The sequence below is a fragment of the Roseivivax sp. THAF197b genome, assembly GCF_009363255.1.
Taxonomy (GTDB): Bacteria; Pseudomonadota; Alphaproteobacteria; order Rhodobacterales; family Rhodobacteraceae; genus Roseivivax.
Genome location: NZ_CP045318.1, coordinates 711,476 through 729,713 on the forward strand (window position 1 = coordinate 711,476; position 18,238 = coordinate 729,713).

21 protein-coding genes are annotated in these 18,238 nt (G+C 65.2%); 11 read left to right on the plus strand and 10 right to left on the minus strand.

All coding sequences use genetic code 11. The annotated features are described in order from the left end of the window. Positions 1–41 precede the first annotated feature (41 nt). From FIV09_RS03565 to FIV09_RS03600, 8 genes are all read left to right on the plus strand, one after another. Positions 42–713, plus strand: coding sequence for a DUF2161 domain-containing phosphodiesterase (locus FIV09_RS03565; protein WP_152448703.1), 672 nt, complete (start codon positions 42–44; stop codon positions 711–713). Between the two features lie 260 nt (positions 714–973). Then, entirely contained in the window at positions 974–1,261 is a 288-nt protein-coding gene (locus FIV09_RS03570) for a co-chaperone GroES (protein ID WP_076445526.1), read from the plus strand. A gap of 51 nt (positions 1,262–1,312) precedes the next feature. Next, positions 1,313–2,959: a chaperonin GroEL gene (groL, locus tag FIV09_RS03575; RefSeq protein ID WP_152448704.1), complete on the plus strand. Its 1,647-nt coding sequence runs from the start codon at positions 1,313–1,315 to the stop codon at positions 2,957–2,959. Between the two features lie 147 nt (positions 2,960–3,106). Further along, positions 3,107–3,865 carry an SDR family NAD(P)-dependent oxidoreductase gene (locus tag FIV09_RS03580; protein ID WP_152448705.1) on the plus strand — a complete coding sequence of 253 codons (759 nt, stop codon included), beginning with the start codon at positions 3,107–3,109 and terminating at the stop codon, positions 3,863–3,865. Between the two features lie 60 nt (positions 3,866–3,925). Then, positions 3,926–4,399: a GNAT family N-acetyltransferase gene (locus FIV09_RS03585; RefSeq protein ID WP_152448706.1), complete on the plus strand. Its 474-nt coding sequence runs from the start codon at positions 3,926–3,928 to the stop codon at positions 4,397–4,399. Then, on the plus strand, positions 4,399–5,244 hold the full coding sequence (locus tag FIV09_RS03590) for a DMT family transporter (RefSeq protein WP_152448707.1): 846 nt from the start codon (positions 4,399–4,401) through the stop codon (positions 5,242–5,244). The genes FIV09_RS03585 and FIV09_RS03590 overlap by 1 nt, the downstream gene beginning before the upstream one ends. A gap of 17 nt (positions 5,245–5,261) precedes the next feature. Continuing rightward, a complete protein-coding gene (locus tag FIV09_RS03595) occupies positions 5,262–6,011 on the plus strand; it encodes an alpha/beta fold hydrolase (protein ID WP_152448708.1) in 750 nt (249 codons plus the stop codon). Next, positions 6,004–7,146, plus strand: coding sequence for an alpha-D-ribose 1-methylphosphonate 5-triphosphate diphosphatase (locus FIV09_RS03600; protein ID WP_152448709.1), 1,143 nt, complete (start codon positions 6,004–6,006; stop codon positions 7,144–7,146). Before FIV09_RS03595 ends, FIV09_RS03600 begins: the two co-directional genes overlap by 8 nt. Here FIV09_RS03600 and FIV09_RS03605 read toward each other — a convergent pair. The 3 genes from FIV09_RS03605 to FIV09_RS03615 all read right to left on the minus strand — a co-directional run bounded on the left by FIV09_RS03605 (position 7,133) and on the right by FIV09_RS03615 (position 9,037). Next, positions 7,133–8,206: a 5-(carboxyamino)imidazole ribonucleotide synthase gene (locus FIV09_RS03605; RefSeq protein WP_152448710.1), complete on the minus strand. Its 1,074-nt coding sequence runs from the start codon at positions 8,204–8,206 to the stop codon at positions 7,133–7,135. The two genes, FIV09_RS03600 and FIV09_RS03605, sit on opposite strands and share 14 nt — an antisense overlap. Before the next feature lie 63 nt (positions 8,207–8,269). Further along, complete coding sequence (gene purE / locus FIV09_RS03610; RefSeq protein ID WP_152448711.1) at positions 8,270–8,764, minus strand: 5-(carboxyamino)imidazole ribonucleotide mutase; 495 nt, start codon at positions 8,762–8,764, stop codon at positions 8,270–8,272. A gap of 48 nt (positions 8,765–8,812) precedes the next feature. Continuing rightward, on the minus strand, positions 8,813–9,037 hold the full coding sequence (locus FIV09_RS03615) for a YdcH family protein (RefSeq protein WP_152448712.1): 225 nt from the start codon (positions 9,035–9,037) through the stop codon (positions 8,813–8,815). Between the two features lie 177 nt (positions 9,038–9,214). Here FIV09_RS03615 and FIV09_RS03620 point away from each other — a divergent pair, with 177 nt between their 5' ends. Both FIV09_RS03620 and FIV09_RS03625 read left to right on the plus strand, forming a co-directional pair. Continuing rightward, a complete protein-coding gene (locus FIV09_RS03620) occupies positions 9,215–9,625 on the plus strand; it encodes an Hsp20 family protein (RefSeq protein WP_152448713.1) in 411 nt (136 codons plus the stop codon). A 4-nt stretch (positions 9,626–9,629) separates the two neighbouring features. Then, complete coding sequence (locus FIV09_RS03625) at positions 9,630–9,857, plus strand: DUF1150 family protein (RefSeq protein WP_152448714.1); 228 nt, start codon at positions 9,630–9,632, stop codon at positions 9,855–9,857. Positions 9,858–9,986: 129 nt separating this feature from the next. On the opposite strand, the gene FIV09_RS03630 is transcribed toward FIV09_RS03625, so the two are convergent. Beyond that, positions 9,987–12,065, minus strand: coding sequence for a bifunctional sulfate adenylyltransferase/adenylylsulfate kinase (locus FIV09_RS03630; RefSeq protein ID WP_152448715.1), 2,079 nt, complete (start codon positions 12,063–12,065; stop codon positions 9,987–9,989). A 215-nt stretch (positions 12,066–12,280) separates the two neighbouring features. Next, complete coding sequence (trxB, locus tag FIV09_RS03635) at positions 12,281–13,288, minus strand: thioredoxin-disulfide reductase (RefSeq protein WP_152448716.1); 1,008 nt, start codon at positions 13,286–13,288, stop codon at positions 12,281–12,283. 204 nt (positions 13,289–13,492) lie between these two features. Between trxB and FIV09_RS03640 the strand changes: the two genes are divergently transcribed. Beyond that, on the plus strand, positions 13,493–13,993 hold the full coding sequence (locus tag FIV09_RS03640) for an Lrp/AsnC family transcriptional regulator (RefSeq protein ID WP_152448717.1): 501 nt from the start codon (positions 13,493–13,495) through the stop codon (positions 13,991–13,993). A 66-nt stretch (positions 13,994–14,059) separates the two neighbouring features. On the opposite strand, the gene FIV09_RS03645 is transcribed toward FIV09_RS03640, so the two are convergent. From FIV09_RS03645 to lgt, 5 genes are all read right to left on the minus strand, one after another. Then, on the minus strand, positions 14,060–14,737 hold the full coding sequence (locus FIV09_RS03645) for a Hint domain-containing protein (protein ID WP_152448718.1): 678 nt from the start codon (positions 14,735–14,737) through the stop codon (positions 14,060–14,062). A gap of 340 nt (positions 14,738–15,077) precedes the next feature. Then, positions 15,078–15,233 (minus strand): hypothetical protein, encoded by a 156-nt coding sequence (locus FIV09_RS20315; protein WP_172975617.1) that lies wholly within the window; start codon positions 15,231–15,233, stop codon positions 15,078–15,080. A 224-nt stretch (positions 15,234–15,457) separates the two neighbouring features. Further along, positions 15,458–16,213, minus strand: a complete 756-nt coding sequence (gene pgeF / locus FIV09_RS03650) for a peptidoglycan editing factor PgeF (RefSeq protein WP_152448719.1) — start codon at positions 16,211–16,213, stop codon at positions 15,458–15,460. After that, on the minus strand, positions 16,210–17,271 hold the full coding sequence (locus tag FIV09_RS03655) for a class I SAM-dependent methyltransferase (RefSeq protein WP_152448720.1): 1,062 nt from the start codon (positions 17,269–17,271) through the stop codon (positions 16,210–16,212). Before FIV09_RS03655 ends, pgeF begins: the two co-directional genes overlap by 4 nt. Further along, positions 17,268–18,170, minus strand: a complete 903-nt coding sequence (gene lgt / locus FIV09_RS03660) for a prolipoprotein diacylglyceryl transferase (RefSeq protein ID WP_152452331.1) — start codon at positions 18,168–18,170, stop codon at positions 17,268–17,270. Before lgt ends, FIV09_RS03655 begins: the two co-directional genes overlap by 4 nt. Between the last annotated feature and the right edge of the window lie 68 nt (positions 18,171–18,238).

Sequence of the window (18,238 nt, forward strand, 5' to 3'; positions counted from 1 at the left end):
AGCCCTTGCACGGGGCAAGCGGGCGGGCGAGGTTTCGGGCGATGGGACGCGAACGTGATCTTTACGCGCCGGTAAAACGGCTTCTCGAAGCGCAGGGCTATGTCGTGAAGGGCGAGGTCGGCGCGGCGGATGTGGTGGGGGTGAAGGCGGGCTTGGACCCGGTGATCGTGGAGCTGAAACGCGCGGTTACGCTGGGCCTGATCCATCAGGCCTGCGCGCGACTGCAGGTCACGGACCATGTCTACATCGCGGTGACTCGGCCCACGGGGCCCCGTGCCAAGCGGGCGCTGAAGGACAATCTCGCGCTGTGCAGGCGGCTTGGACTGGGCTTCATCACCGTGCGGGAGCGCGACGGGGCCGTGGAGGTGCTCTGCGATCCGGGGCCTTATGCGCCGAGGCAGAACAAGCGGGCGAAGGCCAAGCTCCTCCGCGCTTTCGCGCGTCTTCGCGGCGACCCCAATGACGGCGGGGCCACGCGGCACGGCCTGGTCACGGGCTACCGGCAGGATGCGCTGGCCTGCGCGGCCTACCTTGCGGAGGCGGGCGCCGAGAAGGGCGCGCTCGTGGCCCGCGCCACCGGCGTGCCGGAGGCCACGCGGATCATGCGCGACAACCATTACGGCTGGTTCGAGAAGGTCGAGACCGGGATCTACGCCCTCAGCGCGGAGGGCCGGAAGGGGCTGGCCGATTGGGGCGGCGCGCCTGCCGACTGACGCGCGCGGACCCGCCTGCGGCATGGCGCTGCCGGTTGAAATCGCCTCCGGCCTCTGACAGGCGTTGCCCCCGAGAACGCCACGTCGCAGCGCATCACGAAACCTGCGGCAGGACGTCGCAAATTTTTGCAGACGCGTTGTTGACACCCTCTTGGCGCCTCCTTATCTCCGGCTCGTTAGCACTCGGCTACGGTGAGTGCTAACGTGTCTGCCTGAGGGGGGACACAATGGAACAAACTTTGAGCCAAGGAGACTCGAAGATGGCATTCAAACCGCTTCATGACCGCGTTCTGGTCCGTCGCGTCGAGAGCGACGACAAGACCAAGGGCGGCCTCATCATCCCCGAAACCGCCAAGGAAAAGCCCGCCGAAGGTGCCATCGTGGCCTGTGGCGAAGGCGCACGCAAGGACAGCGGCGAGCTGATCCCGATGGCCGTGTCCGAGGGCGACAAGGTCCTGTTCGGCAAGTGGTCCGGCACCGAAGTGACGATCGACGGCGAAGAGCTGCTGATCATGAAGGAAAGCGACATCCTGGGCGTCATCGCCTGAGCGATTGACCCGGAACGCATTTCCTCAACAACATCTTAAGGAGTGAAGCTTATGTCTGCCAAGGACGTGAAATTCGATACCGACGCCCGCAACCGGATGCTGAAGGGTGTCAACACCCTCGCCGATGCGGTCAAGGTCACCCTCGGCCCCAAGGGCCGCAACGTGGTTCTGGACAAGTCGTTCGGCGCCCCGCGCATCACCAAGGACGGCGTCTCCGTCGCCAAGGAAATCGAGCTTGAGGACAAGTTCGAGAACATGGGCGCGCAGATGGTGAAGGAAGTCGCTTCCCGCACCAATGACGAAGCGGGCGACGGCACCACCACCGCGACCGTTCTGGCGCAAGCCATCGTCAAGGAAGGCGTCAAGGCCGTCTCCGCCGGCATGAACCCGATGGACCTCAAGCGCGGCATCGACCTCGCAACCTCCAAGGTCGTCGAGCAGATCAAGGGCGCCGCGCGCACCGTCGAGAACTCCGACGAAGTCGCACAGGTCGGCACCATCTCCGCCAACGGCGAAGAATCGATCGGTCGCCAGATCGCGGACGCCATGCAGCGCGTCGGCAACGAGGGTGTCATCACCGTCGAAGAGAACAAGGGCATGGAGACCGAGGTCGAAGTCGTCGAAGGCATGCAGTTCGACCGCGGCTACCTCAGCCCCTACTTCGTGACCAATTCCGAGAAGATGGTCGCAGAGCTTGAGGATTGCATGATCCTCCTGCACGAGAAGAAGCTCTCCTCGCTGCAGCCGCTGGTCCCGCTCCTCGAGCAGGTCATCCAGTCCCAGAAGCCGCTTCTGATCATCGCGGAAGACGTGGAAGGCGAAGCACTTGCCACGCTCGTCGTGAACAAGCTGCGCGGCGGTCTGAAGATCGCAGCCGTGAAGGCACCGGGCTTCGGCGATCGCCGCAAGGCCATGCTGCAGGACATCGCGATCCTTACGGGCGGCCAGGTGATCTCGGAAGATCTCGGCATGAAGCTCGAGAACGTCACCATGGACATGCTCGGCTCCGCCAAGAAGGTCGACATCACCAAGGACGAGACCACCATCGTCGACGGCAATGGCGACAAGGCAGAGATCGAAGCGCGTGTCGGCCAGATCCGCACCCAGATCGAAGAGACCACGTCGGATTACGACCGTGAGAAGCTGCAGGAGCGTGTTGCCAAGCTCGCAGGCGGCGTCGCTGTCATCCGCGTCGGCGGCATGACCGAAGTCGAAGTGAAGGAGCGTAAGGACCGCGTCGATGACGCGCTGAACGCAACCCGCGCGGCCGTTCAGGAAGGCATCGTCGTCGGCGGTGGCGTGAGCCTCGTGCAGGGTGCCAAGTCGCTCGAAGGTCTGACCGGTGCAAACTCCGACCAGAACGCGGGTATCGCCATCGTGCGCCGCGCGCTGGAAGCGCCGCTGCGCCAGATCGCCGAGAACGCAGGCGTCGACGGCTCCGTCGTGGCAGGCAAGATCCGCGAAAGCGACGATCTGAAGTTCGGCTACAACGCCCAGACCGACGAATATGGCGACATGTTCAAGTTCGGCGTCATCGACCCCGCGAAGGTCGTGCGTACGGCTCTTGAGGATGCAGCCTCCATCGCGGGTCTGCTGATCACCACCGAGGCCATGGTCGCCGACAAGCCGTCCAAGGACGGTGGCGCAGGCGCCGGTGGCGGCATGCCCGACATGGGCGGCATGGGCGGCATGATGTAATCTGCCGGTCACCGACCGAATTGGGAAAGGGCTCGCCACGCGCGGGCCCTTTTCTTTTGCGCGGCGTTTGGCGCGGCCATGCATCCCGGACGGAACACCGGGCGACGCGGCCCGTTTGGTTCATGACATCAGATCAGGAGACCAGACATGGACCGCTTTTCGGGCAAGACGATCATCATCACCGGCGCAGGCTCGGGCATCGGCGCCGCTGCTGCGCGTCGCTTCGGGCAGGAGGGCGCGCGCGTCGTGCTCGTGGGCCGCACGCGGGAAAAACTCGACAAGGTGGCGGATGACATTCCCGGCGCACAGGTGATCGCCGCGGATGTCGGCACCGAGGACGGAGTGCGCGCCATCGTCGACGGCACGATCGAGGCCTTTGGCGGGATCGACGTTCTCGTCAATAATGCAGGCGTGGCCGAACCCGCCCGAATGGAGGACACGGAACGCGACGCATGGGACAAGACGCTGCGCATCAACCTCACCGGCGTCTACCTGATGACGCAGGCCGCCTGGCCGCATCTGAAAAAGAGCGGCGGCAATGTCGTGATGACCTCGTCCGTCTCCGGCATGGGCGGCGATTGGGGAATGCTGGCCTATAACGCGTCCAAGGGCGGGGTGAGCAATTTCGTCAAGGCGCTGGCGCTCGAGGCGGATCAGAGCGGCGTGCGCGTCAACGCGGTGGCGCCGTCTGCGACCGTGACCGACATGGCTTCGGGATTGGTGGAGAACGACACGCTTTACGGCAAGTTCAAGGAGCGTATCCCGCTTGGTCGTGCCGCCGACCCGGAGGAGGTGGGCGACGTGATTGCCTTTCTCGCCTCGCATGACGCACGCTTCGTGAACGGGGTGATCCTGCCCGTAGATGGCGGGCTGTCTGCCTCGAACGGCCAGCCGCCGCTCGGCTGATCCGGCATTGACCTCGGCCCGCCAAGGGGTCTTTGTCGGCCCTGAAGCATTGGAGGCAGAATGGCGGATTTCATGCGCGAAATGCGCGCCGGTGAAGAGGCGGCGGTCGACGCCCTCCTGAGGGCTGCGTTCGACAGCGCGGAGGAGGCCGAGATCGTCCGTCGCCTGCGCAAGGCGGGCGAGATCGCGGGCGAACAGGTCGTGGCCGAAGACGGCGCAGTGATCGGCTATCTGGCCTTGTCGGCCATGCGCGCGCCCAAGGGTTGGCTGTGCCTGGCGCCGGTCGCCGTCGCACCGGATCGGCAGCGTCAGGGCATCGGGCGGCGCATGGTGCGCTTTGTTGCGGGCTGGGCCGAGGCTGCAGGGCAGACGCTCGTCGTACTGGGCGATCCCGCCTTCTACAGCCGCTGCGGGTTTCGCATGGCAGAGGGTGTGACCTCGCCCTTTCCCCTCGATCATACGCTTGTGGCGGGTCCGGCCAAGGCCAAGCCCGGCACTGCGCTGGTCTATCCCACGGCATTCGGAACCGAGTGATGCGGCTGTTCCTCCTGACGGCGCTGACCATGGTCGCCTTCGCGGCCAATTCCGTTCTCAACCGCCTCGCTCTGGTCGGAGGGGAGATGGATGCAAGCTGGTTCGGCACGATCCGGCTGGCCGCCGGGGCCCTCATGCTCGCCGCGATCTGCCTGATCCGGTCGGGGCAATTGCACTTGCGCGCACCGCGCAGGTGGGTCGGGGTCGGCGCTTTGCTGGTCTATGTCTACGGGTTCTCGCTGGCCTATGTCGTGCTCGATGCGGGTCTGGGCGCGCTGGTTCTGTTCGGCTTCGTTCAGATCAGCATGTTCGCGGGGAGCCTCTGGGGCGGAGAGCGACCGCCCGCGCGCCGCTGGATCGGGGCCGCGATGGCCTTTGCCGGGTTGGTCTGGCTGCTGGCGCCGGGGGTCGGCGCGGATATCAGCCTGCCGCACGGTCTGTTGATGGCCGCGGCGGGGATCGGCTGGGGAATCTATTCGCTCGCAGGCCGCGGGGCGGGGGATCCGGCGATGGGCACGGCGGCGAACTTCATCCTCGCAGCCCCCATCGGTCTGGCGCTGAGCCTCGCTGTCGCCCCCCTTCCGGACCTGCCTGCAAGCGGCATGGCACTGGCGGTCCTGTCCGGCGCGGTGACCTCCGCCTTGGGGTATATCCTATGGTACAGCGTCCTGCCGCAACTGCCCGCGAGCGTCGCGGCGGTGGCGCAGCTGACCGTGCCGATCATTGCTCTTGCGGGCGGGATGATCTTTCTGGGCGAGGCGCTGACCCTGACCTTCGCGCTCGCGAGCATTCTTGTCCTGGGCGGTGTCGCCGTGTCGGTTTTGCCGTTTTCGAAGCGCCGCTGAACGCTTATGTGAGGCGCATGCGGTTTATCCTCCTGTCCTGTCTCATGCTGCTGGCCGTGCCTGCCCGGGCCGATTGCGTCGTGCTCCTGCACGGGCTCGCGCGGAGCGAGGCGTCCTTCCTGCCGATGGCCGAAATCCTCGAGCTTGAGGGCTACAGGACCGTCGTGCCGGGTTATCCCTCGACCGAAAAGCGGATCGACACGCTGGTCGAGGAGACGTTGCCGCAAGCCTTCGCGGAATGTGGCGATCAGAAAGTGCATATCGTCAGCCATTCCATGGGTGGCATCCTCGCGCGGGTCTGGCTGGCCGAGAACCGGCCCGAGAAGCTGGGTCGCGTGGTGATGCTGGCCCCGCCCAACCATGGCAGCGAATTGGTGGACGAGCTGGGCGGGCTGGAGCTTTTCGCCTGGATCAACGGTCCTGCCGGGGCGCAGCTCGGCACCGGCTCCGAGGACCTGCCTGCGCGTCTGCCGCCCGTCGATTTCGAGCTGGGCGTGATCGCAGGATCGCGGTCGCTCAATCCGATCTACTCGGCGCTGATCCCCGGCACCGATGACGGCAAGGTCTCCATCGCTTCGACCCGTGTCGAGGGCATGAAGGCGCATCTGATCCTGCCTGTGACGCATACCTTCATCATGCAAAGCCCCGAGGTGATGGCCCAGGTTCTGGTCTTCCTGCGCGAAGGTGAATTCACCCGGATCGGCCAATGGGGCAGTATCCTGCCGCTTGACGAATTGCCCTGTCTCATCGGGTTCTGCGATGACTGAGTTGCGACTGACGGGGGCCGACATCCTCGATCCCGAAGGCTGGACGCGCCGCGATCTCGCGTGGTCGGACGGCACGATCGGCCCGGTGGATGCGCGCGCCGTGGACCTTGAGGGCTACCGCGTCCTGCCCGGCATCATCGACGCCCATGGCGACGGGTTCGAGCGGCACATGGCCCCGCGCCGGGGGGCCTTGCGTGCAGCGGAAGGCGGTGTGGTCGCCACCGCGGCAGAGCTCGCGGCGAATGGCATAACTACCGGCGTCATGGCGCAGTTCTGGTCCTGGGAAGGCGGTATGCGCGGACCGGATTTTGCCGAGCATGTCTTCGACAGCGTCGCGCGCACCAGGGGCAGTCTGCAGATCGACCTGCGCCTGCAGCTGCGGCTTGAGACGCATTACCTCGAAAGCTTCGCCCGCGCGGAGGCGGCGGTGGCGCGCTACGGCATCGACTACGTCGTGTTCAACGATCACCTGCCGCATGAAAGACTGGCGCAGGGACGCCGTCCGCCGCGGCTGACCGGACAGGCGTTGAAATCCGGCCGCAATCCCGATGCGCATTTCGCGCTGCTGCTGGAGCTGCACGCCAAGGGGCCTGAGGTCACGGAGGCGCTCGATGCGCTTTGCGCGCGGCTTTCCGCGGCGGGTGTCAGATTGGGAAGCCACGATGATGCGACCGCCGAAACGCGCGCTGCGTGGCGGGCACGCGGCGTGGCCCTGTCGGAGTTTCCAGAGACCGAAGAGGCGGCGCGGGCCGCGCAAGAGGCGGGCGAGGGCGTGATCCTCGGTGCGCCCAACGTGGTGCGCGGGGCCAGCCACAAGGGCAATGCGTCGGCCGCCGATCTCGTGGCGGACGGGCTCTGCGATGCGCTGGCCTCGGATTACCATTACCCCGCGCCGCTCGCGGCGGTGCTGAGGCTGGTGGAGCTTGGTATCTGTGATTGGCCGCAGGCCTGGGCGCTGGTCTCCAGCGGGCCCGCGCGCCTTCTGGGCCTGACGGATCGCGGAACCCTTGCGCCGGGACAGCGTGCGGATCTGATCGTGCTGGACGCGCAGGACCGAGTCGCCGCAACCATCGCAGGCGGAAAGGTCGCCTACATGACCGGCCCCGTGGCGGAGCGCTTTCTCAGCCCCGGATGATCCGGTTGATATGGCCCATCTTGCGGCCCGGTTTCACCTCGGCCTTGCCGTAGAGATGCAGCGCCACGTCGCGCTCCTGCGAGAGGGCGGGCACGCGGTCCATATCGGTGCCGATCAGGTTCTCCATCACCACATCCGTATGGCGACTGCCATCGCCCAAAGGCCATCCCGCCACGGCGCGAATATGCTGTTCGAACTGGTCGATGGCGCAGCCATTCTGTGTCCAATGGCCGGAATTGTGCACGCGCGGCGCGATCTCGTTCACGATGAGGCCTGACTGCGTTACGAAGAGCTCCACGCCCATGACGCCTACGTAATCGAGCTCCGTCAGGATACGACCCGCGAGCAGCACGGCGTCCTGACGATGGGCGGCGGTCAGGTTGGCCGGAACGGTGGTCGTGCGCAGGATGCCGCCTTCATGGACATTCTCGCCCGGATCGAAGCAGGCGACCTCGCCCGAGGGGCCGCGCGCGGCAATAACCGACACTTCGTGGGTGAACTCGACAAACCCTTCGAGGATCGCAGGCGCGCCGGACATATCGGCGAGCGCGGCATCCGCCTGCGACGCATCCATGATCCGTGCCTGCCCCTTGCCGTCATAGCCGAAGCGGCGGGTCTTCAGGATGGCGGGCGTGCCGATGGTCTCAAGCGCTTGCGACAGGGCAGCGGCATCGGGGATATCGGCATAGGGCGCGACCTTGAGGCCGAGCCCCGACAGGAAGTCTTTCTCTGTCAGGCGGTCCTGGCTGACGCGCAACGCCTCGCGGCCGGGACGGATCGGGCGCAGCGCCGACAGCGTGTCGAGTGCTGCGGTCGGGATGTTCTCGAACTCGTAGCTGATGACGTCGACGGCCTCCGCGAAGGCGGTCAGTGCGGCCTCGTCCTCATAGGCGGCGGTGGTGACGCGATGCGCGACCTGGCCTGCGGGCGGCTCGGCACCCGGCTCGAAGATATGCGTCTTGAAGCCCAGGCGCGCGGCGGCAACGGACAGCATCCGGCCCAGCTGGCCGCCGCCCAGGATACCGATGGTTGCGCCTTGGGGGAGGGGCGTGTCGCTCATGTCAGGCCTTGCGCGTTTTGAGGGAAAGGGCGTGCGGATGGATCAAAGAGTTTAAGGCCGTGCTCAGTCGCGCTGCGGCTCTTCGGGGATCGAGGCGGCGAGATCGGCGCGCCATTTGTCCAGCCGGGCGGCCAGTGCCTCGTCCTCGTTGGCGAGGATCGCGGCGGCCATCAGACCGGCATTGGCGGCCCCTGCGGCCCCGATGGCCATGGTGGCCACAGGAAAGCCGCGCGGCATCTGCAGGATCGAATAGAGGCTGTCGACGCCCGACAGCGCACGGGTCTGGACGGGCACGCCGATCACCGGCACGCGTGTCTTCGACGCCATCATGCCCGGCAGATGCGCGGCCCCGCCGGCACCCGCGATGATCACCTTGAGGCCGCGGTCCACCGCCGTCTTGCCGTAATCCCACAGACGGTCCGGCGTGCGATGCGCGGACACGATCCGCGCCTCATAGGGAATACCCAGCGCCTCCAGCATGTCGGCAGCTTCCTTCATGGTGGGCCAGTCCGACTGGCTGCCCATGATCAGACCCACTTTCACCGCGATCGCGTCCATTGGCTGTCCCCTGCAACGTTCAGCGTCGGGTTAGCCCGCCCCGCGAAATTACGCAATGATATCGGGAAAGAGGCGGTCTTCGATATACGCGATCATGTCCTTGAGCTGGAGCTTGCGCTTCTTCAGCCGCTGGATCGTCAAGGCATCCGACGTGCCGCGCTCCTGCAGGGCGCGGATGGCCTCGTCGAGGTCGCGATGTTCGCTTTTCAGAACCTGCAATTCGATGCGGAGCACCTCGTCCGATTTCATCGAGATATCGTTGAACGCGTTCATTGACTGTCCTTGAAGCCGATGGTGCAGGAGCCCCGAAAATAACGAATTTGCGGTCTTAGGCCTAGCCCCAAAGCAGGGCTCAGACCTTGCAAGCTGCGAAATGTGCTCCCATATTTTGGATAAGGATCGCCAGAACGGGGTCCGAAGATGACGATCGCTTGCGAAAAGGATGCGTCGATGACGAAAATGACTCTGGGGTCCCATCCCCACATGCTGGGTTTCGAGCAGCTCGAGCGCCTTCTTGAACGGACCGCGAAGTCCTCGGAGGGCTACCCGCCATACAATATCGAGCGCACGGCGGAAGATGCCTACCGCATCACGCTGGCCGTTGCAGGGTTCGCCGAGAAGGACCTGTCGATCACCGTCGAGGACCGGCAACTCGTTGTGCGCGGCCGCCAGTCCGAGGACGAGCCGGATCGCGTCTACCTGCATCGGGGCATCGCGGCCCGCCAGTTCCAGCGCAGCTTCGTGCTGGCAGACGGGGTCGAGGTTGGTGAAGCCATCCTCGAGAACGGTTTGCTCCATGTGGACCTGACCGTCGCGCGGCCCGAACCGGTGGTGCAGAACATTCAGATAAAGCGGGGATGAGCAGATGAATACAGCTTTCGACTTCTCGAAATTCGAACAGGACCGCATGGTCTATATCCGGCCCGTCAAAGTGGCCGATCTGCCCGAGGATGTGCGCGAGCACGCAGACGGCAGCGATGAACTTTACGCCGTGCACGCGACCGACGGCGAGCGTCTGGCGCTGGTCAAGGAGCGGAACCTCGCGTTCATCCTGGCACGGCAGAACGATATGAGCCCGGTGACGGTGCACTGAGCCAGGGCATGAGCCGAACGTGACGAAGCCGCCCTTCGGGGCGGCTTTTCTGTTTCTGGTTGCCCTTTATCCGAGAAAAAAGGCCCCCGTCAATGACGAGGGGGCCTTTGCCGTATCTGACTTTCGGGATCACTCGCCTGCAATCAGGCCCATGGATTCGAGCTTCAGCAGAACCTGGTGGGCGCAATTGTCGACGAAGGTGCCTTCGGTCTCGACGCGCAGTTCGGGGTTCTCGGGCACGTCATACGGGTCGGAGATGCCGGTGAATTCCTTGATCTTGCCTTCCCGCGCCAGCTTGTAGAGGCCCTTGCGGTCGCGGCGTTCGCATTCCTCCAGCGAGGTGGCGACGTGCACCTCGACAAAGGCGCCGTATTGCTCGATCTCCTCGCGCACGGCGCGGCGGGTGGCGGCATATGGCGCGATGGGTGCACAGATGGCGATACCGCCATTCTTGGTGATCTCGGAGGCGACATAGCCGATGCGCCGGATGTTCAGGTCGCGGTGCTCTTTCGAGAAGCCCAGCTCGGAGCTGAGGTTCTTCCGCACGATATCGCCGTCCAGAAGCGTGACCGGGCGGCCGCCCATCTCCATCAGCTTGACCATGAGCGCGTTGGCGATGGTCGATTTGCCGGAGCCGGAGAAGCCGGTGAAGAACACGGTGAAACCCTGCTCGGAGCGCGGCGGCGAGGTGCGGCGCAGCTGTGCCACCACTTCGGGGAAGGAGAACCAATCGGGGATCTCCAGGCCTTCGCGCAGGCGGCGGCGCAGCTCGGTGCCCGAGATGTTCAGGATGGTGACGTCATCCTTGTCCTCGATCTCGTCGATGGCCTCGTACTGGGCGCGTTCCTGCACATAGACCATGTGCTTGAAGGGCACCATCTCGATGCCGATCTCGTCCTTGTACTGGGTGAAGAGGTCCTGCGCGTCGTAAGGCCCGTAGAAATCCTCGCCCTGGGAATTCTTGCCCGGGCCCGCGTGGTCGCGGCCCACGATGAAATGGGTGCAGCCGTGATTGGCGCGAATGAGACCGTGCCAGACCGCCTCGCGCGGGCCCGCCATGCGCATGGCGAGGTTCAGCAGGCTCATCGTCGTGGTAGCGTTCGGGTACTTGTCGAGCACCGCCTCGTAGCAGCGCACGCGGGTGAAGTGATCCACGTCGCCGGGCTTCGTCATGCCGACGATCGGGTGGATCAGCAGGTTGGCCTGCGCCTCGCGGGCGGCACGGAAGGTCAGCTCCTGGTGCGCGCGGTGCAGCGGGTTGCGGGTCTGGAAGGCCACGACCTTGCGCCAGCCAAGCTTGCGGAAGCGTGCGCGCAGCTCGTTGGGCGTGTCGCGGGTGGCGCGGAAATCGTAATGAGTGGGCGGCTGGATGCCGGTGACCGGCCCGCCGAGATAGACCTTGCCCGCCTGGTTGTGCAGGTAGTTGACCGCCGGATGCGCATCGTCGTCGGCCCCGAAGACCTTCTCGGCCTCGCGCGCCTTGTTGGGCACCCATTTGTCGGTGATGGTCATCGTGGCGAGGATCACGCCTTCCTGGTCACGCAGGGCGATGTCCTGGTTCAGCTCGATCTTGTCGGCGAATTCCTCGGAGACGTCGAGCGTGATCGGCATCGGCCAGAGCGATCCGTCCGCAAGGCGCATCGTCTCGACCACGCTGTCGTAATCGGCCTCGGTCAGGAAGCCCTTGAGCGGGTAGAAGCCGCCATTCATCAGCAGTTCCAGGTCGCAGATCTGGCGCGGGGACAGGTCCCAGCTGGTCAGATCACCCGCCTCGACCTTCAGTTTCTGGGCGCTGTCATAAGACACATAGAGTTCGGGAAGAGGGGCGAGATTGTTTTGCATCAGAGAGGTCCTGGTAACGATGGGAACAAATTGGCTGTGCGTGCCGGTGAGTTCGGCGTGGAGCGCGTCGAATTCGGCGAATTTGCGCGCGAGGAAGCGATCTGCGAGGCGCGCCTTTTCGGACGCGCCGCGGAGGGTCAGGGAATAGGCGAAGCGCTGCCGCCGATCTGGCCCGTCGCGGTGGGAAATGCTGACAAGCCCGGCCTCGGAGGCCGCGCGCAGATAGGTATTGAGCCGCCCGAGGGAAATACCGAGCGCCTCCGCCGTGGCCCGCTGCGACGCCTCGGGCGCGCGGTCGAGCTGGCGGAGCAGACGGAAGAGCTGGTCCTCTTCCGGAAGGCTCGGTGTTGCGGGCAAAGCGGTCATGAATGGACCCGGCTCAAAAGTGTGTTCAGCGCTGAACACATTTCACAGGATGCCGCGTCTGGGAACCCCATTTCTGGCCGACGCGCCATTTGTTGCCGAATTGCTGCTTTGCGGCGTGCGCATGGCGGCGGGGATGGGATCCCGCCACAAAAAACGCCCCACGATTGCGGGGCGTTCGATCCTGATCAGGCTGAAAGGCGGGTGCAGCTGCGGCCTTATTCGGCCGCGCTGTCCACCGGGGCGCCATAGCCCAAGGGCATGGTTTCGTCCTTGCCCTCGTCGAGGTCCTGCTCCGCTAGCCAGCGCTCCGCTTCAAGCGCGGCCATGCAGCCCATGCCCGCCGAAGTCACGGCTTGCCGGTACTTGTGATCGGTCAGGTCGCCCGCGGCGAAGACACCGGGGATCGAGGTCTCGGTCGAATCGGGCTTCGTGACCACGTAGCCGCCCATATGCGTCTCAAGCACGTCCTTTACGAGCTCGTTTGCCGGCGCGTGGCCGATGGCGACGAAGACGCCCTTGGCGGGGATCTCCGTGATCTCGCCGGTCTCGACATGCTTGACGCGCACACCTTCGACGCCAAGCGGGCTCTCCGTGCCCACAACCTCGTCGAGTTGGTGATGCCAGAGCGTCTCGATCTTGGGGTTCTTGAACAGGCGGTCCTGCAGGATCTTCTCCGCGCGCAGCTCGTCCCGGCGGTGGATCAGCGTGACCTTGGAGGCAAAGTTCGTCAGGAACAGCGCCTCTTCCACGGCCGTGTTGCCACCGCCGATCACGACGATTTCCTGCCCGCGATAGAAGAAGCCGTCACATGTGGCACAGGCAGAGACGCCGAAGCCCTTGAACTTCTCCTCCGACGGCAGGCCCAGCCATTTCGCGCGCGCGCCAGTGGCCAGGATCAGCGAGTCGGCCGTGTAGGTCGTGCCGCTGTCGGAATGGGCCACGAAGGGGCGCTGGTCGAAATCGACCTTGGTGATGATGTCGCCAATGATCTCCGTGCCCATGGCGCGGGCATGGGCTTCCATGCGCACCATCAGGTCGGGGCCCTGTACCTCGGTATCGCCGGGCCAGTTCTCGACCTCGGTGGTGGTGGTCAGCTGGCCGCCCGGCTCGATGCCCTGAACGAGGATCGGCTCCAGCATGGCGCGGCTTGCATAGACGCCCGCGGTATAGCCCGCAGGCCCCGACCCGATAATGAGAACCTTCGTGTGCTTGGTCTCGGACATTGAAGCAGCCTCCGGCGCGCGAGTTGTATCCTTGTTGAAAGGGCATATACGCATCCCGTGGTCGCGGTGCAAACCCCATGCCCGTGATCGCGCATTCGGTCCGATACATTCCAATTTTAGAAGATAATTTCTCGTCTGCGACATAATATTGCGCTCGGCGCCGACGGTGCTATAACAATCCCAAATTCAGCATGGAGCACAGCAATGCCCAGCCACAGGCTCGATCCGATCGACCGAAAAATTCTGGCCGAGTTGCAGGCGGATGGGCGCATGACCAATGTCGAGCTGGCCAAACGCGTCGGGATTTCGGCCCCGCCCTGCCTGCGGCGCGTGCGCGCGCTGGAGGAACAGGGCTTCATTCGTGGCTACCATGCCGATGTCGATCCGCGCTCACTGGGCTTCGAGGTGCAGGTCTTCGCGATGGTCGGGCTGCAAAGCCAGGCGGAGGCGGATCTGTCCGCCTTCGAGGCGCGGTGCCGCGACTGGCCGCTCGTGCGAGAATGTCACATGCTCAATGGCGAGGTCGACTTCGTGCTGAAATGCGTCTCGCCCGACCTCTCGACCTTCCAAAGCTTCCTGACCGGACAGCTTCTGACCGCGCCCAATGTCGGCAGCGTGAAGACATCGCTGGTCATTCGCGGGGCCAAGGACGAGCCTGGCGTGCCGTTCGATGTGCTGGAAGAGCGGCTGTCGCGGAGCGCCTGAGCCGACGCAGCCTCGGTTGGAGCAGGCCGGACCAGGGCGCAAAGCGGCAGTGATAAGCTTCGAAAGCTAGACCGCGAGACGCATCGCCGCTTCGCGCGACGTGCGCGGATAGCCGAGATCGCCCATATCCGACAGCTCCTGCACATTCGGAAAGAGCGACAGGAATGTCTCCATGCGATCCGGGCCGAGGCTGCGGCGCAGGCCGGGGCCGGGATGGTAGCTTTCCATCTCGATGCCGCCGATGTTCAGAACACCGTGATTGCGCAGGCCGATATGGAACATCTGAACCGAGCCGCCGGGCTGGATCGGGATGACCCGCTCGCCATCGGCGAAATCCGCGAGCGGCACGAAGACGGCGTCATGGCCGATCACCGCACGGAAGGCGTCGCGGCGCACGAGAATGCGGGCTGACGGGCCGAAGATCATGTCGCTTGCGGGCGCTTCGGGGCCGAACGCGCCGGCCGTGACGCGGTAAAGCGTGGTCAGGATACTGTCGCTGTCCTCGACGCGGGGGACGTATGTCGTGGAGCCGATCCAATGGATGGGCTCGGACCCGCCTGCGGTCTGGATGTAATCGCCGGGCAGAAGATCCTCGACGGCAACGGGGCCGCCTACGGTCTGCAACAGCGTGCCGCGCGCGAAGGCGGCAGCCGCTTCCTCGAAGACGGGATCGGCCGGGGCGGTGCGGGATACGGTCTGGACCGAAAGGTCCGGCGAAAGCGCGGCGGCCTCGTATTTGCGCATGAGTGAGAGAGAGCGCCGAGGCCGCCCAGCCGGACGAGCAAAATGATCCTGACGGACCCTGAGCGAGCGTGGTGCGTCGACACCCGGAAGCGTCGTGTGGAGACTGGCCATGTGATCACCTTTTAAAGGTTGGTCACATCCGTGCTGGCCCCCACCAACAACGACGAACGGACGTTGCGACTACGTTCGAGACGATATCGCCTTATTCGACCGGCTGGGTCAAAAAAAGAAACGGATTGGAGGCCGCGCGCCGTCCAATCCGTTGGTCGAGGGAACTTTGTCCTCAGGTTGCGATCAGTCCTGCCACATTCTGCTTGGCGGTGATCGCGAATCGGCGGGCTCAGGCGCGCTTCATCATCGCGGGCTTGGCGTCGCGGCGGGCGATCATCGCCGCACGGCGCGATCCGCGCTGCCAGGGCATCTGGGTGTCGCATTCCTCGGCGGCCTTGAGGACGGACTTGATGAAGCGGCGCTGGGGCTTTGCTGTCGGGGTCATGGCTCTGTTCCTTTGGGCGTTTGTTGTCTGGTCGGTATCCTGCGATCCGTTAACCCTAATCTCGCCGGGCATTGGGGCGGCGGTTGGACCGGTTCGGGACAATTTGACGAAAGCTGTCTTTTTTCACGCCCGTGCCGGGGCAGGGCGGAATTGTTCGCAAAACAAGGACAATCCGCGTGGCTGTTTCCGGCAGCTCAGCCGAAATGCGACGGAAAATGGGCAGCTCAGAGGCGAATGACAGAGATCAGGCGCCCGTAATCGGCCTCTTTCACATGGGTGGCGCGGCGGTAGGAGAAGAACCGGTCCGGGTCGGCATAGGTGCAATGCCGCGTCCATTCCGCGCGCACGCCCGCCTCGCGCAGCCGGTGCAGACCAAAGGCGGGCAGGTCGAAATGCATCCGGTCGCCCGCACCGCCCGCAAAGAAGCGCACATATTCGGGATCTTCCGCAACGAAGGCCTCCAGGAAATCCTGACCGACCTCGTAATTGCGCTGGCTGATCGTCGGGCCGATCACGGCGTTGATCGCCTCGCGCCGCGCGCCCAGTGCGATCATCGCGTCCACGGTCGCCTCCAGCACCCCGGCGAGGGCGCCGCGCCAGCCCGCATGGGCCGCGCCGATCACACCCGCTTCCGCATCGGCAAAGAGGATCGGCTGGCAATCGGCCGTCAGCACGCCAAGCGCCACGCCGGGCTGCGCGGTCACCATCCCGTCGGCACGGGGCAAGGGGGGCGTGAGCGGGCCGGAGACCGTCACCACCTCGGCGGAATGGCATTGATGCACGGTGGTCACGCCGGTGCCGTCAAGCTCCATCGCCGCGGCGACCCGTTCACGGTTGATGCGCACCATTTCGGATTGGTCGGACGAGCCCGTCCCGCAATTCAGCCCTTGGAACACGCCCGACGACGCCCCGCCGCGCCGCGAAAAGAACCCGTGGCGCAGGGGTGCCAATGTGTCGGCCGTGATGATGTCGAGCGTCATGTGTCCAGTCCGGGCGGAAGGGCGGTTCCGCGTTCTACGATTCCCATCACCTTGAAGAGTGAGCCCATTTCATCGGGGTGGGTCAACCGGCGATGCGCGGCGATATGGCTCTCGAGCGCGGCGCCGGAAAGCTTGCGTGCCAATATCTGTGCACGGGACGTGATGCCCAACCGCTCCAGAAAGATCCCCTGCGGCACAATGGCGCTGACCTGCGCGGGGGAGGCGGCCTGGCCCAGTGCCGCGAAATCGACATGGGCGGTCAGATCGGCACTACCGGGCCGGTCGAGGGCTGAGACCTTCTTGTGCGCGCGGAGGGCCTGGAACGTATCTCCGAGGCTGGGTCCGCCGCCGTAATCGATCACCAGACCCGCGCCGCCCTGTTGTGCGATGCGGTGGCCAAGCTCTGCCATGGCGCCCTGGGCCGCGTGGCTGATCTCCACGAGGTCACCGTCCTGCGTGTCGGCCATGCGCGTATCGAGATCGGGCCGGGCGGCGCGTTCGCCCAGCCCGAAGGTCAGCGTCTCGTCCGCGAGCCCGATCACCCGTTCGCGCCAGCCCGGACCGTCGCGCAGGAATTGCCGCACCGGCAGGGCATCGAAAAACTCGTTCGCCACGACGTAAAGCGGCGCCTCGGGCAGGGCGTCGATGGCATCGACCCAATGCGCGGGATGATCGCCGAGGGTCTCGCGCTGACGGGCGCGGAGCGTCGGCGAGGCCTCGACCAGCGTGACTCGCGCCGCGTCGTGAAAGCCTGGCACTGCGGATGTCGCGCGCAAGAGATCCGCCATGAGCGTGCCGCGACCGGGGCCAAGCTCCGCCAGCGTGAACTGCGCGGGCGCGCCGTGATCCTGCCAGCATTGTGCCAGGGCAAGGCCGATCAATTCGCCGAACATCTGGCTGATCTCGGGCGCGGTGGTGAAATCGCCGCCTGCGCCAAGGGGATCGCGCGTGGCGTAATAGCCAAACCGGGGATGGTGCAGGCAATGGTTCATGTATTCGGCGATCGACATCGGCCCCTCGGCGGCGATCCGGACGCGCAGAAGATCTTCTAGGCTCATGCCCGGGCGGCCTGTCGGATCTTGCGTGCCCGCAGCACAAGCCACAGCCCCAGCGCGATCATCGGCAAGGACAGGATCTGGCCCATGGTCAGACCGTAGCCGCCAACATGAAAGGCAAGGCCTAGGGGATTGTCGAAGCTCACGAATTGCGCATCGGGCTGGCGGAAGAACTCCACGATGAAACGCGCAAGCCCGTAGCCCGCGACGAATACGCCCGTGACAAGCCCCGGCGCGCGCAGCCCGCCGCGCCGGAAGGCAAGCCAGAGCAGCACCGCGCCCAGCAGGAGCCCTTCGAGGGCCGCCTCATAGAGTTGCGACGGATGGCGCGCGCAGATCTCGCCCAAGGGCTGCCCGCAGGATTGCGCCAGATCGCCCGGAAAGACGACGCCCCAGGGCAGGTCCGTCGGACGGCCCCAGAGCTCGGCATTGATGAAATTCGCAACCCGTCCCAGCAGAAGGCCGGGGGGCGTGGCGATGGCCAGCATGTCGGCGGTGGACAGGATCGGCGCGCCGATCTTCCGGCAATAAAGCAGCATCGCGGCCGCAACGCCGGCAAGACCGCCATGGAAGGACATCCCGCCCTGCCACACGAAGAGGATCTCCGACGGATTGGCGAGGTAATAGGCGGGCTGGTAGAACAGAACGAAGCCCAGCCGTCCGCCGAGGATCACGCCCAGAATGATCCAGGTCAGGAAGTCCTCGACCTGCATTCTGGATATGGGCGGCGTCTCTGCGCGCCAGAGCGCGGGGCGCGCCACAGCCGCCAACGCGATGCGCCAGCCAAGAAGGATGCCCACGATATAGGCCAGCGCGTACCAGCGCAGGGCAAACTCGAACCCGCCAAGCGTGATCGAGAAGATCTCGGGCGAGATGTCTGGGAAGGGAAGCGCGCCTGTCATCATGCCTGCGGAGAGGCCATGGCCTGCGCGCAGAGTCAACCTTGAGAGATGGCGACTTCAGGGCCATA

Excerpts from the sequence above, each read along its gene's own strand:
- FIV09_RS03565 (WP_152448703.1), top strand. The coding sequence starts at position 42 with ATGGGACGCGAACGTGATCTTTACGCGCCGGTAAAACGGCTTCTCGAA.
- FIV09_RS03570 (WP_076445526.1), top strand. The coding sequence starts at position 974 with ATGGCATTCAAACCGCTTCATGACCGCGTTCTGGTCCGTCGCGTCGAG.
- groL (WP_152448704.1), top strand. The coding sequence starts at position 1,313 with ATGTCTGCCAAGGACGTGAAATTCGATACCGACGCCCGCAACCGGATG.
- FIV09_RS03580 (WP_152448705.1), top strand. The coding sequence starts at position 3,107 with ATGGACCGCTTTTCGGGCAAGACGATCATCATCACCGGCGCAGGCTCG.
- FIV09_RS03585 (WP_152448706.1), top strand. The coding sequence starts at position 3,926 with ATGGCGGATTTCATGCGCGAAATGCGCGCCGGTGAAGAGGCGGCGGTC.
- FIV09_RS03590 (WP_152448707.1), top strand. The coding sequence starts at position 4,399 with ATGCGGCTGTTCCTCCTGACGGCGCTGACCATGGTCGCCTTCGCGGCC.
- FIV09_RS03595 (WP_152448708.1), top strand. The coding sequence starts at position 5,262 with ATGCGGTTTATCCTCCTGTCCTGTCTCATGCTGCTGGCCGTGCCTGCC.
- FIV09_RS03600 (WP_152448709.1), top strand. The coding sequence starts at position 6,004 with ATGACTGAGTTGCGACTGACGGGGGCCGACATCCTCGATCCCGAAGGC.
- FIV09_RS03605 (WP_152448710.1), bottom strand. The coding sequence starts at position 8,206 with ATGAGCGACACGCCCCTCCCCCAAGGCGCAACCATCGGTATCCTGGGC.
- purE (WP_152448711.1), bottom strand. The coding sequence starts at position 8,764 with ATGGACGCGATCGCGGTGAAAGTGGGTCTGATCATGGGCAGCCAGTCG.
- FIV09_RS03615 (WP_152448712.1), bottom strand. The coding sequence starts at position 9,037 with ATGAACGCGTTCAACGATATCTCGATGAAATCGGACGAGGTGCTCCGC.
- FIV09_RS03620 (WP_152448713.1), top strand. The coding sequence starts at position 9,215 with ATGACGAAAATGACTCTGGGGTCCCATCCCCACATGCTGGGTTTCGAG.
- FIV09_RS03625 (WP_152448714.1), top strand. The coding sequence starts at position 9,630 with ATGAATACAGCTTTCGACTTCTCGAAATTCGAACAGGACCGCATGGTC.
- FIV09_RS03630 (WP_152448715.1), bottom strand. The coding sequence starts at position 12,065 with ATGACCGCTTTGCCCGCAACACCGAGCCTTCCGGAAGAGGACCAGCTC.
- trxB (WP_152448716.1), bottom strand. The coding sequence starts at position 13,288 with ATGTCCGAGACCAAGCACACGAAGGTTCTCATTATCGGGTCGGGGCCT.
- FIV09_RS03640 (WP_152448717.1), top strand. The coding sequence starts at position 13,493 with ATGCCCAGCCACAGGCTCGATCCGATCGACCGAAAAATTCTGGCCGAG.
- FIV09_RS03645 (WP_152448718.1), bottom strand. The coding sequence starts at position 14,737 with ATGCGCAAATACGAGGCCGCCGCGCTTTCGCCGGACCTTTCGGTCCAG.
- FIV09_RS20315 (WP_172975617.1), bottom strand. The coding sequence starts at position 15,233 with ATGACCCCGACAGCAAAGCCCCAGCGCCGCTTCATCAAGTCCGTCCTC.
- pgeF (WP_152448719.1), bottom strand. The coding sequence starts at position 16,213 with ATGACGCTCGACATCATCACGGCCGACACATTGGCACCCCTGCGCCAC.
- FIV09_RS03655 (WP_152448720.1), bottom strand. The coding sequence starts at position 17,271 with ATGAGCCTAGAAGATCTTCTGCGCGTCCGGATCGCCGCCGAGGGGCCG.
- lgt (WP_152452331.1), bottom strand. The coding sequence starts at position 18,170 with ATGACAGGCGCGCTTCCCTTCCCAGACATCTCGCCCGAGATCTTCTCG.